Raw genomic sequence first — 26,665 nt, 5'->3', positions numbered from 1 at the left:
CACACAAAGTATAAACGTATGGATTTTTTCAAAAAAGCGGGTTTGAGCCTAGGTGTGGCCTTACTCGCCCTGGCATGCTGTGCCCAAACCTACAACATCACCACCTTCGGGGCCAAGGGTGATGGCAAAACCCTGAATACCCGAGCCATTCAAGCCACCATTGACCGCTGTTTTAACCAGGGTGGTGGGGAGGTGATTGTGCCCGCTGGAAATTATTATACGGGAACCCTGTTCTTAAAATCCAGGGTATACCTCCATTTGATGCCTGGTGCCGTGATTCAAGGCAGTAACAATCCCCTGGATTATCCCGATCACAACATTTTGGCTGCCAAAAAATTTGGCACCATTACCCACAATGGCTTGTTTGTAGAAACCATGAAGGCACTCATCATTGCTGATCAGGCCGAACAAGTAGGGATCATCGGCAAGGGAACGGTTCGAGGGGCTGGGGATGCCGCAGTTTATCAATTGGGGATCAACAAAGATGGGAAACCCAAAAACCTGTTTTTTATTCGCTGTACTGATGTGTTGTTGCGGGATGTACATGTTTTAAACGCTGCCCAAATTACCATCTCTATTTCGGGCTGCAAAAAGGTCAATATCGATGGCATTTTTGTACAAAGCTTGAGCAATTGGAATTGTGATGGCGTCGATGTGGATGCACAAGACGTAACCATTTCGAATTGTATCATCGATTCAGAAGACGATGCACTCTGTTTCAAAAGTGAATACCTGAATCAGTTTTGTGAAAACATTACAGTTACCAATTGTGTGGTTTCTTCACTTTGTAATGGCATCAAGTTGGGCACAGGTTCTCGCAGTGGATTCCGCAATGTTACAGTCAACAATTGTGTGATCAAAAAAGCCTCCTTCAATGGGTATCGCCACTGGAAAATGCCCCCCAGCATCGTCCACCTGCCCGATACCCAAAGTGTCAATACCGGGATTGTGATTTTGGGGGTAGATGGTGGGCTTGTTGAAAACATCAGTTTCTCCAATATTGTAATGACTGATGTGCTTAGCCCAATCTTTATTCGGGTAGGCAAACGTTTTTTGAACCCTGAGCAAAAACCTTCGGTGATGCGCCACATTAGCATCCAAAATGTGCGGGCGGAGTGCCGTAGCATCATTCCATTGATCATCGCTGGCCTGGAAGAAAGCCCGATTGAACAGGTACAATTGTCCAATCTCCAAATCAGTATCCCCATTGCTGTAAGCGCCGACTCCTTAAAAACCTTCCCAACTACCATCAGCGAAAATGTGAAGGGCTATCCTGAAAATCGACTGACTTTTGGCACCAAATTGCCCTCCAGTGCTTTTTACGTGCGTCATGTCCGTGGGCTGATCATGCGGGATGTCTCCGTGCATTACCCAACAAATGAAGCCAGACCTGCCCTTCATTTCGATGATACCAAAGCGATAAAATTGAAAAACATCCTCCTCAATGGCCATCACCTGGAGTTGCAACCTGCTTTGCTGGTGCAAAAAAACAGTGATGCAGTTGAGGTTATACATTAGAACCAAAGTATGTTGAGCAAATTTACGATTGCCCTGCTGATGTTTGCTTGTTTTTCAGCACAGCTCCAGGGGCAGAACAAAGGCAAGATTACCGAAAAATACTACCAATTGATCGAAGTACCTACTTCTTCCGATCAGTGGAATGCGTGGCGCTTGAGCTTGAGTGCCTGGAGGGATTCGGTACGCCAACACTTGAATTATCAGGGTGAAAACTATCAAAAAAGGGAGTATGCCTGGGCCTCCAAAGCCTATTCCACTTTTTTCCTGATGGCCAATGAATTGACCCTTTACGACGCCAATTACCGCTTTGATATCAAACGCTGCCTCAAAAAATACGAAGAGGATTATGGCAAAGTAGACGTTGTAGTACTTTGGCCCACCTATCCACAATTGGGTTTTGACAATCGCAGTCAATATTCCTTTTACCGGAACTTACCCGGGGGCGTGGCTGCCTTGAAACAACTTTGCACCGAGTTGCACCAAATGGGCAAAAAACTAATGATTGCCTACAATCCCTGGGACAACATTTCCCGCAATCAAGGGCTGACGGATGAGGAGGAATTGCTTGAATTGTTGCAAAAAACCGGCGCCGACGGCGTCTACCTCGACACCATTTCCAATTTTGAAGGTTTTTTCCAACAAATGCAAAGCAGCAACCCCAATGCCATTTTCCAATCTGAAATTCCAATTCGCCCGGAGGTTTTGAACCAGGTTCACCAATCCTGGTTGGAAGTAGGTTGGTCTGAAAAATACAAGAGCCTCGAATTTGAGGAAATTCCCGCGCTGGTGCGCAACCGCTGGTTGGAACAACGACACATGATTTATCGCGTTTCGCGCTTCAGCCACGAACAATCCACGCTGTTGCAAAATGCCTGGATGAATGGTTGTGGGGTGGTAATTTGGGAAAATGTTTTTGGTACGGTCAATCCTGTAAATCCGCGTGACCGTACTTTATTGCGCAGCATGTTGCCAGTTTTGCGCCAATTCAGCGACTTTTTTACCCAAGGCACCTGGTTTCCACTTTTTCCTACCCAACTCAACCGGGTTTATGCCAACCAATGGCAATTGGGTCAACAAAAACTTTGGACCGTCATCAACCGACAGGAACAATGGGCCATTGGAAAATTATGGAAAGAGGACGCAGTAGCGGGTATGCGTTATTTTGACTTGATCAGTGGCCATGAAATTAAAGTCAAAACTGAACAGGGGAAAACAAGTCTTTACATCCAATTGCCGCCTAAAGCCATTGCACGTATCCTCGCCATTCCTGAAAAAGACCTAAATCCTGCTTTTTTCGACTTTCTCAAAAGCCAAAAACTCCTGCACCAACGCGCAGATTTTAGCACCAAATACCAGTTGCCCAAACACCAACTAAAAACTTACCTCCCTACCCTCAAATATACTAAGGCCAATTTGCCCAAAGGGATGATCAATATCCCGGTTCCCCTAGATTCAGTTACGCTCAGTTTTAGTTTTCGGCAGCGCGAAGGAGGATTTTACCCACTGGGGGATTTTCTCGATTTTTCCTACAGCCAAGCCAGGAATGAAATTACCAAAGGAGACGTACGGGTGAAACTAAAACCTTTTGCAATGGATGAAACGCTGGTCTCCAATGCCCAGTTTTTGCAATTTCTTCAGGCCAGCAAGTACCAGCCTAAGCACCCCGAAAATTTTCTCAAACACTGGAGTAAGGGCAGTCCTACACCTGGGCAAGAAAACCATCCGGTTACCTGGATTGCCCTGGAAGATGCCCGTGCTTACGCCAAATGGGCCGGAAAACGTTTGCCCACTGAGGCAGAATGGCAGTGGGTCGCCCAAAATGGATCAACAAACACGGTCTATCCCTGGGGAAATCAATTCGATTCAACCCTGGTCAATACTGGCCAATGGGCTGGTACGACTCCTATCTCTCAATTTGTAAAAGGCAGGACTCAGCAGGGGCTCTACGACATGAGTGGCAACGTTTGGCAATGGACCGAAAGTGAACGCAGCGATGGTTACAACCGCTACTGCATCCTGAGGGGTGGAGCGTGGTACGTCAATCGGGGATCGGAATGGTACGCGGATCAAGGTGCTCAAACGAGCAGTTTTGGTGCCAAATACCTGCTGACCTGGCCAGGGCTGGATCGCTGCGCTACCATTGGGTTCAGGTGTGTAGTCGATCTGCAAAATTATTAACCCAAACCTCTTTTCCCAAAAAATAGACTTTATGAATAGAAGCTGCTTGAGACAGAATGGAGGGATTTTTGAGCTAATTGAGGCTTATTTTTGAGTGCGTAGCAGCGCTACGGACGAAAAAATAGCCGAAAAGTAGCTCAAAAAGGGCCCATTCTGGCCAAGTGAGCTTCTGTTCATAAAGTCTAATATCAACCCAAACCATGAAAAACATCATCTTACTGCTGTTCCTTTTTTGTTTGTGGAGTGCTGCTTGCGACAAGCCAGAAGTAGGCGCTCCAGTCGTCCCAACCACCCCAACTGCCAGTGGAAAACTGATCGTTTATCCTGCTCCTGGGGATTTAAGCACTGTAGAACACCTGACGCAATCCAATGATTACAAAGTAGAAGTGCGGCGGAAAGGTGATACCGATTTCCAAACCATCTTTGTGTACAAAACCGATAATTATTGGGTGGACACCTATTTTGGCAGCAAACCCAAGCCACAAACTGCCGCCTCTTTCAGCAGTTTTGCCTTCAGCGAAACGGCGGTGGACATAAAAATCACCTGTAATTTTTCAGCCAATAAGGTTACAATCAGGCCCTTGAATTTTGGCATCAACCCAGTTCAAAATGGCAACGTCATCAGCTTTACCCTGAGCGAACCCAAAAAGGTTTCGATCGAAGTAAATGATCGAACCAATCCGCTGTTTTTGTTTGCGGAGGCACCGGATGTACCCAATGTTGCGGCGACTTACTATTATGGCCCTGGAATTCACCACATTGGTTTGCAAAAGACCATCCGATCCAATGAAACAGTATACATCGCTGCGGGAGCTGTAGTGGAAGGCTCTTTTTTGATCCCCTACAACACCCAAAACGTCAGTATAAAAGGTCGGGGTATCCTTTCCATGGGCGAGTGGAAGCACGAGTCCACGGCGGTGAGTTGGTTAGGGGCGCATTCTGCCATCAAAGCAAATGGCGTGAGCAACCTGCAAATGGAAGGTTTGATCATTGCCAACAGTTGCGGTTGGACCATTCCCATTTACAACAGCGACAACCTGACGTTCAATAACCAATTCAAGAACCTCAAACTAGTCTCCTGGAATGGAAATTCCGATGGTTTTTGGGTCAACGGCCGCAACCACCTCATCGATGATTGTTTTATTTTTAACAATGACGACATCTTCATGTCGCACGGCGCCACCAATTGTAAAATTTCCAATATCGTAGCCTGGGGTGGCCCTTGGGGAAGATTGTATTGGTTGAGTGAACAAACTTCAACCAGCAACATCCTCTTCGAAAACATCAACCTCATTGGCAAAGATGGTGGCGTTGCGCTTATTCTGGTCGATGAGGCGGAAGGCACCAAAATAGCGATGAGCAACATCACTTTTCGGAACCTGCGCATCGAAGCGCATCCCAAAACCAGCAGTTACAACACCAATAAGTTCCTCGTATTGAATTCCGGTTACAAAGGGGTGAGCAATTGGTTGTTTGAAAACCTCAGCATCGACGATAAAAATGTCGATGAAGGGGATTTATTAGGAACGGCAAATAGCCCCATCAATGGCATCAAGTTTAAAAATTTCAAACTGGGCGGCTCCAAAGTGAATTCACTTTCGGATGCCAACATGGACAAAAATGAATTTGCCACCGGCATCACTTTTGAATAAAAAGTGCATTAACTTCAGACCATCATGAAATACTTCCTTTGTTTTTGCTTTCTGCTTGGTTTGCTTCAGTTTATGCAAGCCCAAGACATCAAATCATGCACGGCTACCTTAAAAAACGATACGCTATACATTGCCAATAATCTGATTTCCAGAACTTACTTCTGGAACCAAGGCAACCTCATTTCGCGTGCATTAAGTGACAAGGCCAATCGAAAAACCTGGCTGATGAGCGGCAATAAACCCGACTTGATCTTCACGGGGCAAGGGGAGAAGGCTGAAAATGCGCGCTTTGAGGCAAAAATTGTTCCCAAAACGTCGGTCACACCCGAGTACCTGAGCGCAGAAGTCACTTATTTTTTGGATAAACTGGAGGTCAAGCGGGTATTTCGCATTTATCCCGATTGCCCGGCTATTGCTTGCGACCTCTATTTTCGAGGCAGCTCTAATGCTGTTTGGCTTCAGCCAGGCACAAACTTGGCGGATATGGTTAACCTCGAAAAATTGAGCGCCAGCACCGCCGGGAGCAATACCCCGGTGATTGAAAAATTAGAATTACCCGGCCGGCATTGGCGCTTGGATGCCGTGGAGTTTTATGACATCACCGACCGCTTTAACAATCTGGTGAACACCATTCAGGCCATCTCTTACCGACCTAATTTGTACCGCGGAAACCTACTTTTTGCCCACGACAATACCAGCAATCACGGGGTGTTCATACTCAAAGAAGCCCCCACCTCCAATGTGCAATTGGCCTATCCTGGCGGCGACTTCCTCACCGAGTTTGGCACCCTGCGTATCATTGGTGCGGGTTTAAATCCGGCTGATTTACACCCCTCGGAATGGCGGCGCGGCTATGGATTTGTGACCGGAGTATATGCAGGTGACCCCAACAATCGTTACAAAGCCCTGCGTACTTATCAGCGCAAACTGCGCATCCATGTGCCCGGACGAGACGAAATGGTGCTCATGAACACCTGGGGCGACCGCGGCCAGGACACCAGGGTCAGTGAAAAATTTGCCTTGCTGGAATTGGAAGCGGGTGCCAAACTGGGCATTACCCATTTCCAACTGGACGATGGCTGGCAGTTGGGGCGTTCTTCCAATTCCGCGTTCAAAGGGGGATCTTTGGAACAAATCTGGGACAATCCCAAATACTGGGAACCACATCCCGAAAAATTCCCCAACGGACTCGCTCCCGTCGTAAAAAAGGGCAAAGAACTGGGTATTGAGGTCTGCCTGTGGTTCAATCCCAGCAAGGACAACAGCAACGAATATTGGGAAAAAGACGCCGATGTCTTGATTGGAATCTACCAGAAATACGGCATTCGCACCTTCAAGATTGATGGGGTCGCTTTACCTGATAAACTGGCGGAAGTGAATTTTCGGAAGTTTCTGGACAAAGTCAGCCAAGCTACGGATCACCAGGTGGTGTTCAACCTGGATGTAACCGCCAATCGCCGGGGGGGCTACCATTACCTCAATGAATATGGCAATATTTTTCTGGAAAACCGCTATACGGATTGGACCAATTATTACCCCTACAATACCCTGCGCAACTTGTGGATGTTGTCAAAATACGTCCCGGCACAAAACTTCCAGATTGAGTTTTTGAACAAGTGGCGCAACCTGGATAAATACTTGTCTAACGACCCTTTTGCTCCCAAAAACTACTCCTTTGACTACCTTTTTGCTATCACTATGTTTGCCCAGCCCCTGGCTTGGTTTGAAGGCACCGGGCTGCCCGCAGAAGCCTTTTCGACCACCAAGCTGATCAAAACTTATCTCCAGCACAATACCAAAATACATGCTGGCCAAATTTTTCCAATCGGCAACGAACCGGATGGTTTGCAATGGACGGGCTTCCAATCGATCGGCAATGCACAATCCGGCTACCTCCTGGTGTTTCGCGAAGCCACTACTGAAGCCAGAAAGGCCGTAAAAACCTGGTTGCCAATGGGCAAAAAAGTAAAATGTACGCTGATCGCTGGTGCGGGGAAATCTTTCGAAGCCTTGGTTCAAGCCGAGGGCAGTGTGGCCTTTGAATTGCCCAGTAAGAACAGTTTTGTTTTGTATCAATATTCCATCACCGAAAAGTAAAGCTATGTTGTATTTATGGTTTGTTTTCACCAATTTATTGAACTTAGCCGGGCCTGATTTTTCGATTCAGCCAGGCAAGTTCAGCAGGCTTGATCCAGGTTTAGACGCTTCCCAATCAAGGGTAGCACCATCCATGCAGATTGATACCGGGAAATCCCCCTTCTTGCCTGCGCCACTGACGATGGAATTTGCTCCTCCGCCCCGAAAACTCCGCGAGGTGGAGCAAATTCTGGGTACTGCCCTGAAGAACAAGAAAAATAAAAAACTGGCGGATCTACGCATTGTGCTTTGTGCGGCCGAAAAAGACCCCAGCCATACCAAAGTAGGTTTGCATGATTACCCGCTGTGGCAGTCCCGCTGGACCAGATTGTTGAATATGGGGCAGCAGATTGAAGCGGAACCTGCTATCCATTGGCCCAGCCCGGAGCAATGGCAAAACGCCGATCTCATCGTATTCAACTCTTATAATCCAACTTGGAGTTTGGAAAAGGATTCGCTGAAACTCAAAGACCGTAGCCAGGAACTGGAACAATTCCTGGCCCGTGGGGGTGGCCTGGTCTTTATTCATTTTGCTTTGAATGCCGGGCCTAATGGGCCCAATGCCCGAGCTTTGGCTAATTATACTGGGCTGGCTTTGCATCGGGGGCAAACCCGCTACCGACTGACCAAAGAATGGCTAATTGACAGCAGCCATCCCTTGGCTAAAGGATTTAGCAACTTGCAGATTCCAGATGAATGTTACTGGAATTTTGCCGGAAATCTTGATTCAAGAGCGAAGGTCTTGGCCAATAACCTGCAAGACGACAGTTTGAGGCCCCAAATGTGGACGTTGGAGCATGGCGCGGGGCGGGTCTTTGTGAGCGTACCCGGTCACCATACCTGGACTTTTGATGATCCTTTGTACCGGATTCTCATCTTCAGAGGAATGATGTGGGCTGCTCGACAACCAATGGATCGTCTGGCACCACTGAGTATCGTAGGCGCCCGGGTAGAACCTTAGCGCTGCTACCCGGGGCTTGATTTTAATGCCACATAAATTAAGCATAAAAACGCTCCTTGATGATCTTCCCATCCTCCCAATCTTGAATGGCCACTTCGATCACCTTAAAAGGGTTGCCATCCAAATCGCAGTCAAAAGACCACACAATGAAGCTTCGATTGCCTTGGACAATTTTTCCGGTACAGGAAAAATCCCGCACATTCGTAATTTTTGCAGAAAATGCCCGGCCATTGGCGATGTTTTGTTCCATGCCCAGCACGGGAATCCCATCCAGATCTGTTTTCTCAAAATCCTGGTGATAAAATTTTTCACAGGCAAGTTCCCACTTGCCTTCCAGAGCCAATGAAACCAATTCATCGACTGCATTTACAATTTGTGTTGCTACCATTTTATAGTGAATTTTAAGGTTTTTGAGCTCCATTGAAATTTCTTTTGATGAAATGATGGTGCAAAATTGGAGATAAGTATCTTTACTCACAAAAAGTAAGGTACCTACAATAAAGTGCGTACATATGCGAAAGGAAACGTCCACCAATTTCATCAACGAGCAGTCCATTACGGACGACTGCCCGATCGCCGCCACCATTAAAGCGATTGGTGGCCGCTGGAAACTGATGATTGTATGGAATTTGAGGGAACAGCCCTTGCGGTACAAGGTCTTGCAAAGATCCATCCCCAATATTTCAGAAAAGATGTTGACCCAACAACTGGGTGTTTTGGTTGAAGATGGTTGGGTAATAAAAAAAGATTATGGAGAAATTCCTCCCCGAACGGAATACAGTCTGACCGAATTGGGACAGTCCTTCATCCCAATTCTGAATCACATCTATACCTGGGGCACCGAAAATAGCATCACGGAAAAGGTGAACGCCAAAACTTAAGGGTGAATGGACCTAAACTCACTATAAGTACAAACACTTTAGTGAATAAAAGAAGTTCTTTATGCAACAGTTCCTCGTTTTGTCCTTTTTCTGCTGTATGGTCTGGAATATGCCAGCGCAATCGATTCAACACCTTTACCTCGCCAATGACGACCACACCGACTACATGTGGACGGGCAACGAAGTGGAGTACGACAGCGCCTTTGTAAAAATGCTCGACTATTACCTCCATCAAATAGACGCTACTAAAAACAATGCCCCCGATTTTCAAACCCGCTTTAATTGTGATGGCAGCTATTGGTTGCACATTTATGAAAAATACCGCAGCCCAGCGCAGTTCAATCGCCTGGTCGCCGCTCTTCGCTCGGGGCACATCAGCAGCCCGCTCAACACTCTGGTGAGCACTTACGGGGCCCAACCCACCGAGGCGGTCATTCGGGGAATGTATTACGCTGGCCAAATGGAACGCCGCTTGGGCTTACGATTTCCGCTGGCCGTAGCGATGGAAAACCAAACCCTGCCCCTGGGTTTGAGCTCCTTGTGGGCAGGTTCGGGGGCCAAATACAGCTGGCGGGGGGTATGTGGCTGCGCCAGTCGTTTGGCCAACACCCAACTCGCTCAACGCCAGCATCAGCTGTATCAGTACCGTGGACTAGATGGGCAGGGAGTGACCATGAAATGGTACAGCCTCAAGGGCGACAACCGCTCATTGGGTGGCTATGGGGAGACCCGCCAAGAAAAGGAATTGAAGGATGCTGCCCTCAGTTTAGCTCAAACGATCAGCGAACTTAGTAAGCTCTGCGACAGTACTTCAACTGCTTATCCTTTCAAGATCGCTGGTGCCTTTGGTTATGGCTGGGATGATCTTGATACCTACGTCGCACCAGCTTTTGTAACTGCCGCCCAAGCCGGAACTACTCCGCAACGCAAAGTAAGGGTCTCGAATGAGGTAGACTTTTTTGAAGACGTTCGCCGCACCTACCCCAACTTGCCCCATGAATCCCTTGCTTATGGCAACGAGTGGGACACCTATTGCGCCTCGATGAATGAAACCACCGCCCAAGTGCGCCGCGCTACCGAAAAACTGCGCAGTGCTGAAGCGTTGGCTACCCTAGTTGCACTTCAGGATAAAACCTTTGGCCAGCAATTGCAACAACTGCGCAATCGGGCCTGGGAGGGTTTTGGTTTGTATTGGGAGCACGACTGGACTGCAGACGGCCCCGTCAAACCTCAGGAGCGCGCCGCCTGGCAAATCCGCGTCCAACAACAAATTACGACCTACGTCGATACGTTATTCAACCTGGCACGTACCCGCTTGGGAGGGCAACTGGCCAAAACTGTACTTCCCCGCTTTTATATTTTTAACCCCTTGAGTTGGGTACGGAATGATGTGGCAGATTTGGAATATGCCGGAACTTACCCGGTAAGGATCGTGGATGTAAGCACGGGTCAGGAAGCCAATAGCCAGTTGATTCATCAAAATGGCCAGCGGTATTTGCGCATCTGGGCTGAAAACATTCCCTCAGTGGGGTACAAAGTATTTGAAATCCAGCCTGGTTCGCCAAAACCACAAGTGGCTGCGGCTCTGGTCGATGGCGAAGTGATCCAAAACCAATTTTACCGCATCCACTTGCGCAAGTCCGGGGTAATTACCGAGCTATACGATAGCCTGGCAAAACGGCAATTGGTCAAAGCAAGCGATGGCAGGTACCTCAATGACTTGGGCGCTACCCTGCTGGATGAAGGAGAAAATTTGGTGGTTGAAAACGCAGGCCCGGTGTCCGTCACCCTCAAGGCGGTTTCCAAACATCCCTTGCCGCACAGCGTTCGACTCACCTTATACAAAAACAGCCCCCGCATCGAAATCCAGAACGACATTCAGGAAAATTTTCAAGACTTAAAAACCTGGGCCTTTTCCACGGCTTTAAACCAACCCAATACCCACCACGAGGAACTGGGGGCAATACTCAGCGCCAAAAAACAAACCCGTGGTGGACATTACGCTGCTCAAAACGCCCGTTACGACTGGTTGACTTTTAATCATTTTGCCGACTTGAGCGAAGCCAACTATGGCCTTACTTTGTCCAACCTCGATTGTAGTTTTTTTAAGTTGGGCAACAGCAGCCCCGACTCTTTATGGGAACAATCGGCTCAATTGAATGCCCTGGCTGGCGGCCAAACGGATGGACCCAAACTGGGTATTCCTGCTCAAAATGGCGCAACTGATTTGCGCTACCACTTTGCCCTGCGCAGCCATCAACAAGCTTTTGACGCCACCGAGGCCATGAAATTTGCGCTGGAACATCAAAACCCGCTCGCAACGGCCATGGTCACTGGGGAAAGTACCCCAAAGTCTAAACAGCTGAATTACTCGCTCCTCCGCATCAATGACCCTGGTGTATTGCTTTGGGCCGTAAAACCTGCGGAAGAGGGAATAGAACAGGGCTTGATTACCCGTTTTTGGAACCTTAACAACGGGGTAAAAAAACCAAACATCCACTTTGCGAAGCCCCTTCAGGAGCTCTGGGAAAGCACCCATTTGGAGACCAATGTAGCCAAATTAAGCACCCGCAAAGGGACGCTAAGCGAGGCCTTTCAGGCTCAACAAATAAAAACTTTCCGCTGTTGGTTGAGATAGATCTTTAGATCGGAAACGAAATAAAGTTGCAAAGTTACCTCCCGAAAGTCAACACTTTCGGGAGGTTGGAAAAAATAGAAGGACATTTTAAACTTGTACACTTTGTTGAAACAGGCTCTTATGCTGCGCTACCCAAGCTTCAATACTGGTCATTTTGACTGGTATTTTTGCCAAAATCCCTTCCATTGGAACGTGCATGGGCTGGTATTTTTTGGTGTCAGCAATTTCCTGGTACACGGCTGCCGCGCCGTCGCCTGCTCCCTCGCCAAAGAGACCATCCAGAATTTTGCCAAAGGCCTTGGGTGGAAGTGGATAATAGCTGATGGGCTTTTGCAAACCAACGGAAAACTTCTCCGCTAAACCCTTCCCCGTCAGGTTTTCAATCCCACTGATGAAAATGGCTTCCCCAGCCAGTTCTGGTTTTTGTAAAGCTTCGGCCACAAATTCGGCCACATCCTGCGTTGCAATCCAACCCACGGGCATTTCTTCTGGCTTTGGATAGGCTACTTTTTGCTCATTGGCCACAAAGGGTGCAGTCCAGGGACCTAGTAAGTTTTCTGCATAAACCGATGGTTGTAAAACGATGTAAGGCAAGCCACTTGCTTTCAAATAATTCAAGACATCGATCCGTACATCAATGGAGGGATTGCCCACTTTTTCAGGTGTTGTTGCTTTTCTTCAAACAGATGGGCGTTGACAATGATTCAATGATCATTGTTTCTTTTGGGTTTTTAAGTACAATCATCCTGCTAGTTTTGCTGATGACCCATAAAAAAGCAGTCAAATGAGGGTTGAGCGAGACCTTACCGGCTCAACAGATAAAAACCACAAGTTTACTCCCGATCTCTATTGCCGCCGCTTTCAAAGATTGAATAATTTCCTGCTCCCGTGTATCCGTACAGCGGTACTCCGGCAAAAATACGCTCAAACCTGCGACAACCTTATCACTGACCACAATGGGTACCGCAAATCCCCGGACGTGCCGGTTTCCCATAAAGGTCATCGCTAGAGCTTCCTTTTTGATTTGGGCCAGGGCTTCGTGCAATTTTTCCATCGAACTAGCTTCCTCCCAAAGCGCTGGATCAGGCAGGCCATTGTGTTGGATAAAACGCTCCAGTTCTTTTTCGGACAGATAGGCCAGGAGCATACGTCCACTAGCGGTTTCGTATACATTGCGCTCAGAACGCATTTGGACCTGAATTTCCTGCTCCGAGTTGACCACGTGTAAAATGTAGCGCTTGTAATTGCGCAATACCCCCAGCAGGCAGGATTCATTGAGCTTGGTGGTCAGTTTTTCCATAATCTCACGGGCTGCACTGACCAGATCCTGACCATAAGGCACATCATTGGTTAAGCGATACGCTGCTGGTCCGAGGCGGTAACCCTTCTTTTTGCCAATGTGCTCCAGGTACCCTTTGTGTACCAGGGTTTTATTGATGTTGGCGGCAGTAGCTTGATTGAGTTCGAGTTCATTTGCTATCTCGGTAAGCGTGATGGATTGCCCATTGCGTTGGGCAACCAGTTCCAGGATGTCAAAAGCCTTGATGAGAACTTGTACCATACTTTAATATTGTGAGAGTAAAGATAACTATTTTCTGATCCGTTCGGTCAGTCCTGTGAATACAAATACAGGCAGCACAAAGGTCAACTAGTTTGCAAAAGTAAAAATACTATATCATTGTGATAGTAAAATAAAAAATACTCAAGCATCGTTGTTTTTTTCTGCCTAAAAATTTGGTTAAACCAGTCCTGTTTATACTTTTGTATGGTGATACTTTTATTCAACCATAATAAAGTATAATTTTCAAAAATGAAACAGGTCGCACTACATCAACCTTATTGGTACCTGTGCATAGTCATTTGGCTATGGGCAGGAACCACTACCGCACAAACCATCAGTGGAAAAATCACCGACGAAACCGGACAGGCACTGCCTGGCGTAAACATCCTTGAAAAAGGAACGAGCAATGGTACTTCTACTGGAATTGATGGTACTTACAACCTAGCCGTGAGTTCAAACAATGCCGTCTTGCTGGTTTCCTTCATTGGGTATTTGACCCAGGAAATCACCGTCGGCAATCAAACCAGCATTAATTTTCAACTGGTACCCGATGAAGCGCTACTCAACGAAGTTGTGGTGGTGGGGTATGGCACCCAGAAAAAGAAGGATTTGACGGGTTCGATTGCCTCGGCCAATCTTGCGGCTTTCAAAGAAGCCCCCAATGTGAGTATCCTCCAGTCGCTCAAAGGTTCACTACCAGGCTTAACCATCAGCCAAACCAACCGCCCTGGGCAAGAGGCTTCTATCAACATCCGGGGTACTTCCACTTTGAATGGCAATACAGCGCCATTGATCATCGTGGATGGGATTATTTTCAGCGGTCGCCTCTCCGACATCAACCCTGCCGATGTGGCCAACGTGGATGTGTTGAAAGACCCTAGTAGTAAGGCGGTATATGGCTCACAAGCGGCCAATGGGGTGGTGCTGGTAACCACCAAAACCGGACGCCTGGCTCAAAAACCAACCATTACCTACTCCACCAATTATGCGATCTCTTCCCCTACCGTGGATGCCCGCTTGCTCAATCGGGAGGAATTTTTGGAGAAAGTAAGAAACATTGAATACCGTAACGCGTACACCCAAGCATCTGGCTATACCGAACAAAACCCGGCCTGGACCTTCGCTAACTCAGATTTTTTACCCCCCAATATTGCGGGTGCCAACACCACTAATGATTTTGACTGGTTTGGTTCATTGACGCAAAATTCACTCATCCAAAACCACTCCTTGGGGCTGTCTGGCGGATCGGATAAAACCAACTATTTCCTGTCGGCTGGCTATACCAATGAAAAAGGCTATATCAAAAACGATGATTACAAACGGTACACCGTACGCATCAACCTCGACAATGCCATTACAAAATGGCTGACGATTGGGGTAAATACTTCTGGTGCCTTTACTGATTTTTCGGGCGACGCACCCAGTGTTGACAACATCGTCACCACCAGTCCCCTGGTCACGCCGACCGATGCCAACGGTGATTGGGTCATCAATCCGATTGGTGATTTTAACGTCAATCCTTTTTTGAACTCCCTGGCCGATAATTACGAAGTACAAAGTCGCCTCGTGGGTAATTTTTACACCATCCTCAAGGTTCCTAGCATCCCTGGGCTGAGTTACCGCGTCAATTTCGGGAACAACCTCAAGTATTTCAAAACCTATTCCTCAACGCCGTATGGCGCCGGGCGTACGGGTGAAGCATTTAAAAACGATGCGACTCAGTACGAACAAACGCTGGACAACATCCTGAACTACGTCCAAAGTTTTGGCAAACACAACATCAATGTTACCGCTGTTTACGGCTACAACACGGCTGATTTTAATCGGACGGTAGCTCGTGGAACTGGATTCTCTGATTTGAATTTGTCCTACAACAATCTGGCTTTGGCGGAGATACAGAAGATTGATTCCGAAGCCTGGGACGAATCCTTGCTGTATCAGGTGGGCAGTCTTGCGTACAATTATGATTCAAGATACCTGTTCAAAGCTACCGTACGCAGAGACGGATTCAGCGGTTTTTCCCAAAACAACAAAACGGGGATATTCCCTTCCGTTGGGGTTGGCTGGGTCGTTTCAGAAGAAAAGTTCTTCAACCTACCTGCGGTAGATTTCTTCAAAATCAGAGGTAGTTATGGTGAAAACGGCAACAAAGTTGCCCGCTACAGCTCATTGGCGCGGGTATTGGCCGAAGAAAGTTCGAAGTATGTCTTTGGCGATGGCGGCAGCACTTCCATTGGCCGCTCGGTAAGTACGCTGGCCAATACCAATCTGCGTTGGGAAAGAACCGAAGGCTACAACATTGGTGTCGATTTTGCCTTCTTCAAAAACCGCATCGATGGCAACGTCGAATACTACTACTCCAACACCAATGACCTGCTTTGGTCGCAAGTATTGCCCCAAACCTCGGGTTTTGCCAACGTGCTCACCAACATTGGTGAACTGAACAATACCGGCATTGAATTCCTGCTGCACGCCATTCCGGTAAAAAGCAAGGATTTCAATTGGGATGTAACGGTGAACTTCTCGCGCAACAAAAACAAGATCGTCCGGCTATTGGGTGAAGATTTGAATCAAGATGGGAAAGAAGACGACCTGATTGCCAGTGGCTTGTTCATTGGCAGGCCCATCGGCACCATTTACAATTACGAGGTTGATGGACTCTGGGGTTTGGAAGATGGTCGCTTGACTGGCTTTGACCCAGGGAGTTACAAGGTTGTAGATCAGGACGGCGACGGCAAAATTTCGCCCGATAAAGATCGGGTTATCCTTGGACAAAGGGAACCTGATTATACTTTTGGGATTCAAAGTACCCTATCCTACAAGAGCTTTACTTTCCGGTTTTTCATCAACTCATTCCAGGGTGGAAAAGATGGGTACTTGGCTGCCAATCACCTGAACGGATACAACAACACCAAAGGAAATGCCAGCAACTCAAACTCTTTCAATTTTGCACAGTACTGGTCGCCCAACAACCCCAATGCCAAATACTCCAACCCCTGGGTAGGTACCCCGGTACCCGGTGCCAGAAATTATTTCCAACGAAATTTCACACGTTTGCAGGACGCATCTTTATCCTACAACCTGAACGACGCGCTATTGGAAAAACTAAACATCCAAAGCATGAAGTTTTTCGTGAGCGCCAAAAATCCATTCACCCTAACGCAATGGGAAGGCTGGGATCCGGAGACCGGGCAAGGTGTATCGTCCTTTCAACCTTTCCCCGTCATGAAATCCTATTCGTTGGGGCTGGAACTTTCTTTCTAATTTTCAAAAGCTTAGTGTATCATGAAAAATACCATTAAAATATTGCTTTTGGCTGGCGCCCTCTTTGCCAGTGTAGGCTGTAATGAAGAAGAGTTTTTGAATGAAGTACCCAAAGACTTTTACAGTCCACAAAACTCCTACATTACCGAAGCCAACTTCAATGCGGCTTTGACCGATTTGTACGCCCGGGTACGCGCCATTCAGAGTGTAAACGGTGGTGCCGATTTTTATTCGGAGGTTTTGGGTACCGACCTGGCCTTCAATGCTCGTTTGGACAATGCCCGCATCGGTGATTACAATTCATCCATCATTACGCAGGGTACCATTCCTCGCTATCACTGGTTGAGTTGGTACAAAATCATCTCCAACGCCAATACCATCATCGGTAGGTTGCCACTGTCCCAGGTGAGTGAAGCGCGCCAAAAAGTTATTGGCGCGGAGGCAAAATTGTTTAGAGCCTGGTCGTACCGCCAATTGGTGCACCTGTTTGGTGGAGTGCCCTTGATCCTGGATGAAGCGACCACGCCAAAATCGGATTACAGCCGGGCAAGCAAAGAGGCCGTCTTGAACCAGATCTTAGCCGATGCCACGGAGGCCGCCACCAACCTGCCCAACGTAGCAACCGCAGTAGATGGCCGCTTGAACAAAGCGGTAGCCAACCACTTGTTGGCCGAAACCTATATCGTGGTGAAAGACTACGACAAAGCCATTGCCGCTGCCACGGAGGTGATCCAGAATTCCGGCTTAAGCTTGATGACAGCACGTTTTGGCAGCTTGCGCAACCAACCTGGCGATGTATTTTATGACCTGTTCAGAGTAGGCAACCAAAACCGCAAAGCTGGTAACTTGGAAGCCATCTGGGTGATTCAGTACGAGTTGGACATCATTGGGGGCGTACTAACTTCAGCCGGAAGCTCCATGAATCAACAGGAGCGGACGATTGCTCCGGCAGTTTTTTCGATCGTTGACCCTGACGGAAAACCATCGATGAACAAAAACCTGTCGGCCTCCACCCTCAACAGCGGCGGTAGAGGGGTAAGTTTTGTACAACCCACCGATTATTGGACTTACGAAATTTGGGGCCTTAATCCTACCGCAGACAACCGCATTGTTACTTCTACCGACATCCGTACCTCGCAATACAATATTGTGCGCGATTTCAAGTACAACAATCCAGCTTCGCCCAATTTTTTTGGCAAAAGTTTGATTGATTTTCCAGCCAACAACTGGAAGGCTCAACGTTGGAGATGGTATCCTTATCCCAGCAAAATCACCACCCCTGGTCAGCACCCCGCCGGTGTACTGGATGACCCGGCCTTGCAGACCCTGAAATCCATCGCTGGCGCTACCTTCCGAGACATGTACATGATCCGCCTGCCCGAAACTTACTTCCTGCGCGCTGAAGCCTACCTCCTGAAAGGGGATGCTGCCAAAGCTGCCGAAGACTTGAACGTAGTGCGCAACCGCGCCAAAGCCACTCCCGTAACACCCGGCGAGGTAACTTTGGACTATATTTTGGATGAAAGAGCACGGGAATTGATCTTTGAAGAAGACCGTCGGGTAACCTTACAACGGATGGGAAAATTGGTGGAAAGGGTCCGCAAATACAACCCGCTCAACAAGGCCAACATCCGGGATCACCACGCGCTTTTCCCCATTCCTTTCTCCGAAATTGAGGCGAATAAAGACGCTAAATTGGAGCAAAACCCAGGATATTAGATTTGGTTAAATAAATGAGTGTATTCTTGTTTTTCAAGCTGTCATGGAAGGTCAGCAAAATTTGCTGACCTTTTCTTTTAAATTTAATAGCGCTTTAAATGCTGTGCAATGCGACAATTCTTCTGCCTGTTTCTCTGCGTTTTTGTATCCACCAGTGGGCCGCTGCTGTCGCAATCTGCGGCGAATCAGCATCCAGCCAAACCCATTCCTGGCACCCCTAAAAAGGTAGAAACCCAGGCCATTGCCCAACTTGTGCTCAACAAAGGTCTGGGAGACATGGACATGGGCCTGTACCCGGGCAGTTTGCTTATGCATGGAATGAGTGAACTCGCCGTTTTGCAAAAAGATCCCCAAGTGTTGAACCGGGCGCTCGCTTTGTTTGGCGACTTCAAAAGCAAAAAAATCAATGGCCGGGGCAGTTTCATCAGCTACAAAGCTGGCGGGAGCGGGGCCGCTTATTTGGATTACCTGCGCAAAACTGAGCAATTGTCCGAACAGGTACTGAGCCATGCTGATAAAATGTTTCAGGAGCAAAAACGCTCCTCAGAAGGCATCCTGACGGCCAGTTGGGCCAAAGATAGCCTCGATCAAATCTTCATCGACATAGCCTTCGCCGTAACGCCCTACTTGCTATATTCAGGGTTACGGTACGAGAAACCAGCATATGTGGATGCGGCAGTATTTGAAACCCTGGAACTGTTCAAAATCCTCGAAGATCCCAACGGCCTCATCCACCAGGCGCGTGGTTTTACCGGCTTGAACATCATTTCTGAAGACAATTGGAGCCGAGGAAATGGCTGGGGTGCCTTTGCACTGGCAACTTTAGTGCGCGATTTACCCGATTCCCATCCCCGCAAAAAAGAAGTCAACGCGTTGGCCAAACGTTTTTTTGAGGCACTCTTAAAATTTCAAAACCAGGAAGGGCTGTGGCACCAGGAAATGACTGATCCCAGTTCATATGTTGAAACTTCGGGAAGCGGCTTGTTGCTTTATGCCATCGGCATTGCCATTGAAAAAAACGTACTGGATCGCTCCAATTTGCCCAAATTCATCAAAGGCCTGAGTGGCTACTTGGCTTACATCGATCCAGATGGTTCGGTAAGTCATGCCTGTATGGGTTGTCTGAATCCAGGCAAAGGCACCAAACAGGACTATGCGAAAAGGATGTGGCAATTCAATGATCCTCATTCCTTTGGGCCCGTGGTACTGGCCTTTACCCAAGCCGCCAAACTGGGTGTCAAAAAGGTCAAGCCACTCCACCCGATGGGCCACTACGTTCAAAATCCGAACGCGCCACGCACTTACCTCCGCTATTTGCCAGAGGCGAATCAAAACATTGCCTGGGAAAACGACCGCATCGCCTTTCGGGTATATGGCCCTCCGGTCAAAGATCGGGTGAGCAGCGGCATCGATGTGTGGACCAAATCGGTCAGCTACCCCATCATCGACAAATGGCACAAACTGAATGCGGAAGGCAAAGCTTACCATGAAGACCATGGTGAGGGTTGTGATTTTTTTCACGTTGGTTTTGGTCGCGGCAATGGCGGAACGGCTATTTGGTATAAAGACAAGCCTTACATTTCCACACCTTATGCTACCCACCGCATATTGAAAAACACCCCCGAAGAAATTGCTTTTGAACTAATCTTTGATCCTTGGGAAGTGGAGGGATTTAAAGTATCCGAGCGCAAAGTCATCAGCATGACCATGGGCAGCAACTTTTTCAAGGTGGTCAGTACCTTTGACACGGATTACCCGGAACCGCTGACCGTGGGCATCGGCATTTCTTATGTAAAAAATCCAGAAGTAGTAACCGATCAGCAAAAAGGTTTGCTCAACATCTGGGAATCGTATCTGCCACAAAATGGCGAATTGGGCACCAGTATCCTCGCCAAACCTGCCGATGTAGAAGGATTTAAAGCCCATCAAAATGAACAATTCATGCTCTTGAAGGCCCGCGCAGGCAAACCCCTCACCTATTATGTCGGCGCTGGCTGGAGCAAAAGCCCGCAGTTTAAAACCAGGCAGGATTGGTTGAAGTATGTTGAAACCGAAGCTTCCAATCTCAAATTTTAAGCGATGAAAAAAATCCTGCTGCTATTCAGTATTGCTTTTTTGGGCCGCACCCTAGGTTATGCCCAAAACATTGACACATCGAAGAATCGGGTTAAAACCGATTTCAACATTGCCCTCAAACGCCTGGGTACCCTCAAACCCAAGAGTGCCAGCGAGATCAATGCTTCCAACTGGATCATCGGCTGCGAAACCCTCGACCGGGACATGACCGACTACGAACAATACAAAACCTACCTCGCTCCCCTGGGCATCAAACGCCTAAGAATGCAAGCGGGCTGGGCCAAAACCGAAAAACAAAAAGGCATATACGATTGGGCCTGGTTGGACAAAATCATCAATGACGCCGCCAAACGTGGCTTGCAGCCCTGGCTCGAAACCTCCTATGGCAACCCCATCTACGCAGGCGGCGGGGGCATCAATCTGAGCGCGGGCATTCCCCATTCTGCGGAGGCCTTGCAAGCCTGGGATCAGTGGGTAGCCGCCCTGGTAGCACGTTACAAGGACAAAGTGAAAGATTGGGAGGTCTGGAATGAACCCAACTTTGGCGACAACGAAATCAATCAACCCGAAAAAGTAGCGGAATTGAATATCCGTACCGCCGAAATCATCAAACGCATTCAGCCCGAAGCCAAAATTTCGGGCCTGTCCATGGGGCACATCAACCTCCAGTACGCGGATGCCTTTTTTAAGACGATCCACCAACAAGGCAAGCTGAACTTGTTTGACAACATGACTTACCACGACTACGTCTACAACCCCGATGCCAATTATGACCACGTTGCTGAATTGAGAAAAGTACTCGATCAATATGCTCCTGGCGTAAAACTGCGCCAAGGCGAAAATGGCGCACCCTCCTTTCCAGGTTTTGGCCGCGGAGCCTTGGGCGATTATGACTGGACGGAACTTTCCCAGGCCAAGTGGAATACCCGTAGAATGTTGGGGGATCTGGGACACGACATTGAGAGCAGCATTTTGGGCATCATCGACATGAATTATGCCGTCACCTCAGGCCCAATTCGACGACTCAACGTAAAGGGAATCATTGAATCTGATTCGAGTAAAAGAGCCATCCGCCCCAAAATCGCTTACTACGCCATGCAAAATGTGGCCTCCATTTTTGACGACAAGTTGCAGCGGATCAAACAGCTACATGCCACCTACAATCCTGGGGCTAAAGTAATTGAGGGTGAAGTGAGGTACAATAAAAGCACAGATCGCAGCCTGGCCGTTTATGGGTATGAACACAAACAATCCAAAAAGCAGGTTTTTACCATTTGGGTGAATGAGTACATCCCTACCAATACCAACCAAACCCGCGAGGTCAACTTTACCTTTTTGAATGGCAATTTTGAGCAACCCGTTTATGTCGATATCCTTACTGGTGGGGTGTACGAAATTCCAGCTACGCAATGGAGCAAACAAGCCAACACCTACACTTTCAAAGCCATTCCGGTGTACGATTCCCCTATTTTGATCATCGATAAATCCTTGATAAATTTTTAAGCCATGAAAAAATTATTGTTAGCGCTAGCTTTATTGATGATCGGTCTGACCTATACCCAGGCCCAAACTGCTTGGAAAGAGATCGGCCAGCTCAAAACCCGCGATGCCAAAGACATCCAAAGCAGTACCTGGTCTATCGGCGGCGAAACCCTCGACCGGGACTATACCGATTATCAGTCGTACAAAACCTATCTGGGCCCACTTGGTGCCAAACGCATCCGCTTACAAGGTGGCTGGTCAAAATGTGAAAAAGTCAAAGGGGTCTATGATTTTGCCTGGCTGGATGCCGTCATTCCCGATGCTGCTAGTCGGAGTGTTTCCCCTTGGGTGGAATTGTCCTATGGCAATCCGATTTATGAAGGTGGCGGCGAAGCCAAATTGGCCGGACGCATTCCTACCTCGCCTGAAGCCCTGGCCGCCTGGGACAATTGGGTGCGTGCCATGGTCAATCGTTATCAAAAACACGTGCCTGAATGGGAAATCTGGAACGAACCTGATCTAAATCCCAAACATACCGGAACCGAAATTGGCGAGTTTTATGTGCGCACTGCCCGGATTGTCAAAAGTATCCAGCCCAATGCCAAACTGATTGCCCTGGGTATGGCCAGTGTCACCAAACTGGACTTCATGAAGGATTTTATGGAGTACCTCAAACAAAACAACGCGCTTGACCTGATCGACATCCTGACCTACCACGGCTACGCCTACAATCCAGATAGCTCGTATCCACACATTGAAAAAATGCGGGAATTGGTCTGGAGCTACAAGCCCACGGTAGAGTTTATGCAAGGTGAAAACGGCGCGCCTTCCACCCCCAAAGCCATCACCATTGGTGCCATGCGCGACCAGGATTGGTCAGAGTTGACCCAAGCCAAATGGGACTTGCGGCGCATGCTCGGCGATCATGGCCGCGGTATTGCCACCAACTTATTTACCATCAGCGACATCCATTATGGCCCTGGCGATCACATGTTGGGCGTGAATACCAAAGGCCTGCTCAAAACCAATCCCGACAAAACCATTGAGCGCCCCAAAATGGCTTATAAAGCGGCGCAACACGTTTTTTCGCTCTTTGATGCCCAAATAGCATTGCAAAAAACCAAACCAACTACCGATCAGCCGAGTGTGTACGCTTTTCAATACCAACACAAAGCCAAAGGGGGCAGCCTGGTCACCCTATGGAGCGGTGAAGCTCGCCCCGCCGATACCTACGAACCCAAATTGACGACCATTACCGTGGAAGGAACTTTCAAAAAGCCGGTGATGGTGGATTTGATTACTGGGAAAGTTTCCGAAATCCCCAAGGACAAGTGGAAAAAGTCGGGAAACCAGTTTGTGTTTAGTAGCATCCCCGTCTCCGATTACCCAGTAGTACTTGCAGAGAAAAATGCTTTATCTATAAAATAATGGACAACCTGATGACACGTCGCCAAGTGCTTGCTACTGCCTCCGTGCTGCTTGCTCCCAGCTATCTCAATCTTTGGGAGAAAAGAAGTAGCTACGCTTATCTTTTGGCCAAGGTGACTGGGCTGAATGCCATTTTACCCCCCGAAAAATACATTCCTTTTGATTGGGCTATTGCCGAGCTTCCACTGGGGCCAACGAGTGTGAAACTATCCTGGGATCAGGCTTCGGTACATAAAAAATCACAGGCTAAATTGCGCATTACCAGCGCAACCGACGTACGGGAAGTGTTGATCGTAGAAGTAAAAACCGCGCTTACGGGCAAAAAAATTGCCGATTGGGATCTTCGCTTTGCCCATTACATGCAACCCTTTGAGTTGGAGATTGCTCCAGCGGATTTGAAGGCAGTTTTAGCGGAAGGCGTCACCTTGAGCAGGACCACTGGCAGCAAAGCCTTTTGGTTTTTCAGTGCCAATGATTCACCCAAAACCGCACCAAGCGCCTTTTTACCACATCTCTTGGTCTATCAGGCAAGCCCCCGGAAAGATGCCTGGGAAGAACGCCTTTTATCCTTCGAATCTGTACAAACCTTTGGCTGGATGCAAGGCGTCGTTTGGGACGGCTTATACGAATGGAGCAAACATTCTACTCGTGCAAAGTCCATTTTAACCCAACAACTCGACTTTTTTTTTGGACAAAACAGCCTGGTTTATGCCAATTTGAACAATGTTAAAACGGTTGAAAAAATCAGTACTGTTGAATCCATACTGCCGTTTGCCATTTTGGCTCAAACCCACCCTGCGCACCCGCTGCTCAATACCGCCATTGCCTTTTGCGAGGCACATGCCAATGCTGAAGGGGTCATCGCCGATGGAACCGGCAACAACCGCATGGTGAAAACCGAAGAATGTTACACCGTTAGTTACCCCTTGGCTGTTCTGGCCAAAACCCTCAAGCGCCCTGACTTGGCCCAACTGGCCATTCAAACGCTACAATCTCGAATCAATATACTGGACAAGGGCGAGCACATTTTTCAGCGAAGTACGGAACAAGGGGAAGCCTTTTTTGGCAATTGGAGCCGTGGCGTAGCCTGGTACTTATTGGGCCTGGCCAAAACACTGGTGCATTTACCCCCAAGCGAGCAAAAGCGGGCGATTCAATTGTCATTCCAAAGTGCCGTTGAAAAAGTAATCGCTTTTCAACAACCCAATGGACTCTGGTTTAACTTTTTTCACCAACCCGAAACGGGTGTTGAAACTTCTGGCACCGCAGGTATCGCCGCTGCGCTGACTTATGGCTACCAAAACGGGCTACTTGCCGAAAACGCAAAGGCAGCTGCCATCAAAGCACAGAACGGACTTTTGCCTTTCCTGACTCCCGACGGATATTTGACGGGTACTGCTCAAGTAAACAAGGGGGGCGATGCTTTACAAAAAAACGGATTTAGAGTGATTTCGCCTTATACGCTTGGATTTCTTGCACATCTAAATTGGAAATTGAAATGAATCAACTGCAAACGCTTGATTACGCGGCGATCTTATTGTACATGGTCATGGTGTCCGGCATTGGCCTTTACCTAGGCCGCTATGTCAAAAACATCAACGATTATTTCAAAGGAGGGAACTCCGTATCCTGGGTGGCCAATGGCATCAGCAATTTCATGACCATGTTCAGCACCTCCATCTTTGTGGCGTATGCAGGTATTGCTTACACCCATGGATTGGTGGCCTTGTCGGTGATTTGGTGTTCAGTTCCCCCCTCCATATTTGCAGCGATGGTGCTGGCCAAACGCTGGCAACGCGCCGGAATCATGAGTCCGGTTGAGTTCCTGGAAACGCGGTTTAACGCTCCCGTTAGGCAAATGCTCTCCTGGGGCGGAGTCGGGTTTAAGGTGTTGGATGAGATGATCAAGTTGTACGCCCTCGGGCTTTTTGTAGCCACAGCCACACAAATCCCCCTTGAAACCGCGATTCTGTCCTGCGGTATTGTGGTGGTGTTGTATACGGTTGCCGGAGGCTTGTGGGCGGTAGTGGTGACGGATGTGGTGCAATTCATTATTTTGGGTTTGGCCACCATTATTTTGTTGCCCTTGTCTTTACATGCAGCGGGTGGTATTTCCAATATTCAACAACAGCTTCCTGAGCACTTGACCTTTACCAACGGTCCAAAAGGGCAACCCCTCTACCTGATGGTGTATTACGTCATGGTCTTGATCAAATACTGCGGAAACTGGGCATTCATGCAACGCTTTTACAGCGCCGAAACCGAAGCCGATGCCCGCAAAACGGGTTGGTTGTCGGCGTCTTTGTTCCTCTTGTTTCCCATCGTTTTTTTGATGCCCGCTATTGCTGCACGGGTGATTATCCCCGACTTGCAAGATCCCGAAATGGCTTACGTCAGTGTTTGTCTGAAACTACTGCCCCAAGGTTTGATGGGTTTGATGATATCGGCCATGTTTGCAGCCACCATGTCAACACTCAGTGCCGAGTACAACGTGACGGCCAGTGTAGTGACGAGTGACATTTACCAGCGTTTGTTCAAGCCCCAGGCGAGTTCAAAAGAATTGCTGTGGGTAGGCCGTTTGTCCACCATTGGGTTGGGTTTATTGGTCACCATCGGAGCACTGTATGTCGGAGGATTTGGCGGGGCTTTTGAAGCCAATAAGTTGTTCACTGGTTTGTTCGCCATTCCGATGGTCATTCCTCTGGTGTTTGGAATCCTGATGCGCAAACCGAACCCTACCGGTGCGGTTGGTGCCGTAGTGGGTGGAATTGCGGTAGGACTGGTGCTGAATGGGTATTCGGGACTAAAATGGGAAATCGCTACCCTCATCGAAATCCTGGTTTGTTTCCTCATTTTCTGGGGATCCGGATTTTTGAAAAATCAGAGCCAGGCTTACCACCAGCGGGTGAGCGCCTTTTTTGCTAAATTAGAGCATCCCATTGTAGTGGTCAAAGCCAGCGCGGAAAACGACATGCATCCCATTCTTCGACGCCTGTATGCGGTCGCATTGGCCAGTACGGGTGCACTGTTTGTCATTCTGGGCATGCCCTCAGTGGCGGTGTACAGTGGAAAAATGGCGATATCGGTAGGGATAATCTGTTTGTTCACTGCAATCTTTTTGTTTAAATATAGAAAAAAAACCCAAAGCACTGGAACTGGTGTTTAAAAACG

Annotated in this window: 17 protein-coding genes; 14 read left to right on the top strand and 3 right to left on the bottom strand. The window is 48.2% G+C overall.

Annotated elements, in window-relative coordinates:
* The first annotated feature begins 18 nt into the window (after positions 1 to 18).
* The 5 genes from ACEW9O_RS19710 to ACEW9O_RS19690 all read left to right on the top strand — a co-directional run bounded on the left by ACEW9O_RS19710 (position 19) and on the right by ACEW9O_RS19690 (position 8,445).
* The gene (locus ACEW9O_RS19710) at positions 19 to 1,518 is read left to right on the top strand and encodes a glycoside hydrolase family 28 protein (protein ID WP_373551912.1); all 1,500 of its coding nucleotides are present in this window, start codon (positions 19 to 21) and stop codon (positions 1,516 to 1,518) included.
* A 9-nt stretch (positions 1,519 to 1,527) separates the two neighbouring features.
* Positions 1,528 to 3,696 carry a formylglycine-generating enzyme family protein gene (locus ACEW9O_RS19705; RefSeq protein ID WP_373551911.1) on the top strand — a complete coding sequence of 723 codons (2,169 nt, stop codon included), beginning with the start codon at positions 1,528 to 1,530 and terminating at the stop codon, positions 3,694 to 3,696.
* A gap of 200 nt (positions 3,697 to 3,896) precedes the next feature.
* Positions 3,897 to 5,348 (top strand): glycosyl hydrolase family 28 protein, encoded by a 1,452-nt coding sequence (locus ACEW9O_RS19700; protein ID WP_373551910.1) that lies wholly within the window; start codon positions 3,897 to 3,899, stop codon positions 5,346 to 5,348.
* Positions 5,349 to 5,372: 24 nt separating this feature from the next.
* Positions 5,373 to 7,445, top strand: a complete 2,073-nt coding sequence (locus ACEW9O_RS19695) for an alpha-galactosidase (protein WP_373551909.1) — start codon at positions 5,373 to 5,375, stop codon at positions 7,443 to 7,445.
* 4 nt (positions 7,446 to 7,449) lie between these two features.
* Positions 7,450 to 8,445, top strand: a complete 996-nt coding sequence (locus ACEW9O_RS19690; protein ID WP_373551908.1) for a ThuA domain-containing protein — start codon at positions 7,450 to 7,452, stop codon at positions 8,443 to 8,445.
* A gap of 37 nt (positions 8,446 to 8,482) precedes the next feature.
* Here ACEW9O_RS19690 and ACEW9O_RS19685 read toward each other — a convergent pair whose 3' ends face one another.
* Positions 8,483 to 8,833 (bottom strand): SnoaL-like domain-containing protein, encoded by a 351-nt coding sequence (locus ACEW9O_RS19685; protein ID WP_373551907.1) that lies wholly within the window; start codon positions 8,831 to 8,833, stop codon positions 8,483 to 8,485.
* 124 nt (positions 8,834 to 8,957) lie between these two features.
* On the opposite strand from ACEW9O_RS19685, the gene ACEW9O_RS19680 reads away from it, so the two are divergent.
* Both ACEW9O_RS19680 and ACEW9O_RS19675 read left to right on the top strand, forming a co-directional pair.
* Complete coding sequence (locus ACEW9O_RS19680) at positions 8,958 to 9,326, top strand: winged helix-turn-helix transcriptional regulator (RefSeq protein WP_373551906.1); 369 nt, start codon at positions 8,958 to 8,960, stop codon at positions 9,324 to 9,326.
* A gap of 61 nt (positions 9,327 to 9,387) precedes the next feature.
* Positions 9,388 to 11,964: a glycoside hydrolase family 38 C-terminal domain-containing protein gene (locus ACEW9O_RS19675; RefSeq protein ID WP_373551905.1), complete on the top strand. Its 2,577-nt coding sequence runs from the start codon at positions 9,388 to 9,390 to the stop codon at positions 11,962 to 11,964.
* Positions 11,965 to 12,051: 87 nt separating this feature from the next.
* Here the strand turns inward: ACEW9O_RS19675 and ACEW9O_RS19670 are convergent, their stop codons facing one another.
* Positions 12,052 to 12,618: an SDR family oxidoreductase gene (locus tag ACEW9O_RS19670; protein WP_373551904.1), complete on the bottom strand. Its 567-nt coding sequence runs from the start codon at positions 12,616 to 12,618 to the stop codon at positions 12,052 to 12,054.
* Between the two features lie 157 nt (positions 12,619 to 12,775).
* Positions 12,776 to 13,525, bottom strand: a complete 750-nt coding sequence (locus ACEW9O_RS19665; RefSeq protein ID WP_373551903.1) for an IclR family transcriptional regulator — start codon at positions 13,523 to 13,525, stop codon at positions 12,776 to 12,778.
* Between the two features lie 249 nt (positions 13,526 to 13,774).
* On the opposite strand from ACEW9O_RS19665, the gene ACEW9O_RS19660 reads away from it, so the two are divergent.
* The 7 genes from ACEW9O_RS19660 (at position 13,775) to ACEW9O_RS19630 (ending at position 26,660) form a co-directional block, all read left to right on the top strand.
* Positions 13,775 to 16,789: a SusC/RagA family TonB-linked outer membrane protein gene (locus ACEW9O_RS19660; RefSeq protein WP_373551902.1), complete on the top strand. Its 3,015-nt coding sequence runs from the start codon at positions 13,775 to 13,777 to the stop codon at positions 16,787 to 16,789.
* 21 nt (positions 16,790 to 16,810) lie between these two features.
* Positions 16,811 to 18,508 carry a RagB/SusD family nutrient uptake outer membrane protein gene (locus tag ACEW9O_RS19655; protein WP_373551901.1) on the top strand — a complete coding sequence of 566 codons (1,698 nt, stop codon included), beginning with the start codon at positions 16,811 to 16,813 and terminating at the stop codon, positions 18,506 to 18,508.
* Between the two features lie 108 nt (positions 18,509 to 18,616).
* Positions 18,617 to 20,584 carry a DUF4861 family protein gene (locus ACEW9O_RS19650; protein WP_373551900.1) on the top strand — a complete coding sequence of 656 codons (1,968 nt, stop codon included), beginning with the start codon at positions 18,617 to 18,619 and terminating at the stop codon, positions 20,582 to 20,584.
* Between the two features lie 3 nt (positions 20,585 to 20,587).
* On the top strand, positions 20,588 to 22,087 hold the full coding sequence (locus tag ACEW9O_RS19645) for a hypothetical protein (RefSeq protein WP_373551899.1): 1,500 nt from the start codon (positions 20,588 to 20,590) through the stop codon (positions 22,085 to 22,087).
* Positions 22,088 to 22,090: 3 nt separating this feature from the next.
* Entirely contained in the window at positions 22,091 to 23,494 is a 1,404-nt protein-coding gene (locus ACEW9O_RS19640; protein ID WP_373551898.1) for a hypothetical protein, read from the top strand.
* Between the two features lie 11 nt (positions 23,495 to 23,505).
* Positions 23,506 to 24,996, top strand: a complete 1,491-nt coding sequence (locus ACEW9O_RS19635) for a glycoside hydrolase family 88 protein (RefSeq protein WP_373551897.1) — start codon at positions 23,506 to 23,508, stop codon at positions 24,994 to 24,996.
* The gene (locus ACEW9O_RS19630) at positions 24,993 to 26,660 is read left to right on the top strand and encodes a sodium:solute symporter family protein (RefSeq protein WP_373551896.1); all 1,668 of its coding nucleotides are present in this window, start codon (positions 24,993 to 24,995) and stop codon (positions 26,658 to 26,660) included. The genes ACEW9O_RS19635 and ACEW9O_RS19630 overlap by 4 nt, the downstream gene beginning before the upstream one ends.
* Positions 26,661 to 26,665: the final 5 nt, after the last annotated feature.

Source organism: Haliscomenobacter sp. (assembly GCF_041740695.1).
Classification (GTDB): domain Bacteria; phylum Bacteroidota; class Bacteroidia; order Chitinophagales; family Saprospiraceae; genus Haliscomenobacter.
This window is presented reverse-complemented; position numbering and strand designations above follow the sequence as displayed.

What these genes read in the sequence shown, in the direction of transcription:
- ACEW9O_RS19695 (WP_373551909.1), top strand. Translation starts at nt 5,373, where the DNA reads ATGAAATACTTCCTTTGTTTTTGCTTTCTGCTTGGTTTGCTTCAGTTT.
- ACEW9O_RS19650 (WP_373551900.1), top strand. Translation starts at nt 18,617, where the DNA reads ATGCGACAATTCTTCTGCCTGTTTCTCTGCGTTTTTGTATCCACCAGT.
- ACEW9O_RS19700 (WP_373551910.1), top strand. Translation starts at nt 3,897, where the DNA reads ATGAAAAACATCATCTTACTGCTGTTCCTTTTTTGTTTGTGGAGTGCT.
- ACEW9O_RS19635 (WP_373551897.1), top strand. Translation starts at nt 23,506, where the DNA reads ATGACACGTCGCCAAGTGCTTGCTACTGCCTCCGTGCTGCTTGCTCCC.
- ACEW9O_RS19675 (WP_373551905.1), top strand. Translation starts at nt 9,388, where the DNA reads ATGCAACAGTTCCTCGTTTTGTCCTTTTTCTGCTGTATGGTCTGGAAT.
- ACEW9O_RS19660 (WP_373551902.1), top strand. Translation starts at nt 13,775, where the DNA reads ATGAAACAGGTCGCACTACATCAACCTTATTGGTACCTGTGCATAGTC.
- ACEW9O_RS19690 (WP_373551908.1), top strand. Translation starts at nt 7,450, where the DNA reads ATGTTGTATTTATGGTTTGTTTTCACCAATTTATTGAACTTAGCCGGG.
- ACEW9O_RS19665 (WP_373551903.1), bottom strand. Translation starts at nt 13,525, where the DNA reads ATGGTACAAGTTCTCATCAAGGCTTTTGACATCCTGGAACTGGTTGCC.
- ACEW9O_RS19655 (WP_373551901.1), top strand. Translation starts at nt 16,811, where the DNA reads ATGAAAAATACCATTAAAATATTGCTTTTGGCTGGCGCCCTCTTTGCC.
- ACEW9O_RS19705 (WP_373551911.1), top strand. Translation starts at nt 1,528, where the DNA reads ATGTTGAGCAAATTTACGATTGCCCTGCTGATGTTTGCTTGTTTTTCA.
- ACEW9O_RS19710 (WP_373551912.1), top strand. Translation starts at nt 19, where the DNA reads ATGGATTTTTTCAAAAAAGCGGGTTTGAGCCTAGGTGTGGCCTTACTC.
- ACEW9O_RS19680 (WP_373551906.1), top strand. Translation starts at nt 8,958, where the DNA reads ATGCGAAAGGAAACGTCCACCAATTTCATCAACGAGCAGTCCATTACG.
- ACEW9O_RS19630 (WP_373551896.1), top strand. Translation starts at nt 24,993, where the DNA reads ATGAATCAACTGCAAACGCTTGATTACGCGGCGATCTTATTGTACATG.
- ACEW9O_RS19645 (WP_373551899.1), top strand. Translation starts at nt 20,588, where the DNA reads ATGAAAAAAATCCTGCTGCTATTCAGTATTGCTTTTTTGGGCCGCACC.
- ACEW9O_RS19685 (WP_373551907.1), bottom strand. Translation starts at nt 8,833, where the DNA reads ATGGTAGCAACACAAATTGTAAATGCAGTCGATGAATTGGTTTCATTG.
- ACEW9O_RS19640 (WP_373551898.1), top strand. Translation starts at nt 22,091, where the DNA reads ATGAAAAAATTATTGTTAGCGCTAGCTTTATTGATGATCGGTCTGACC.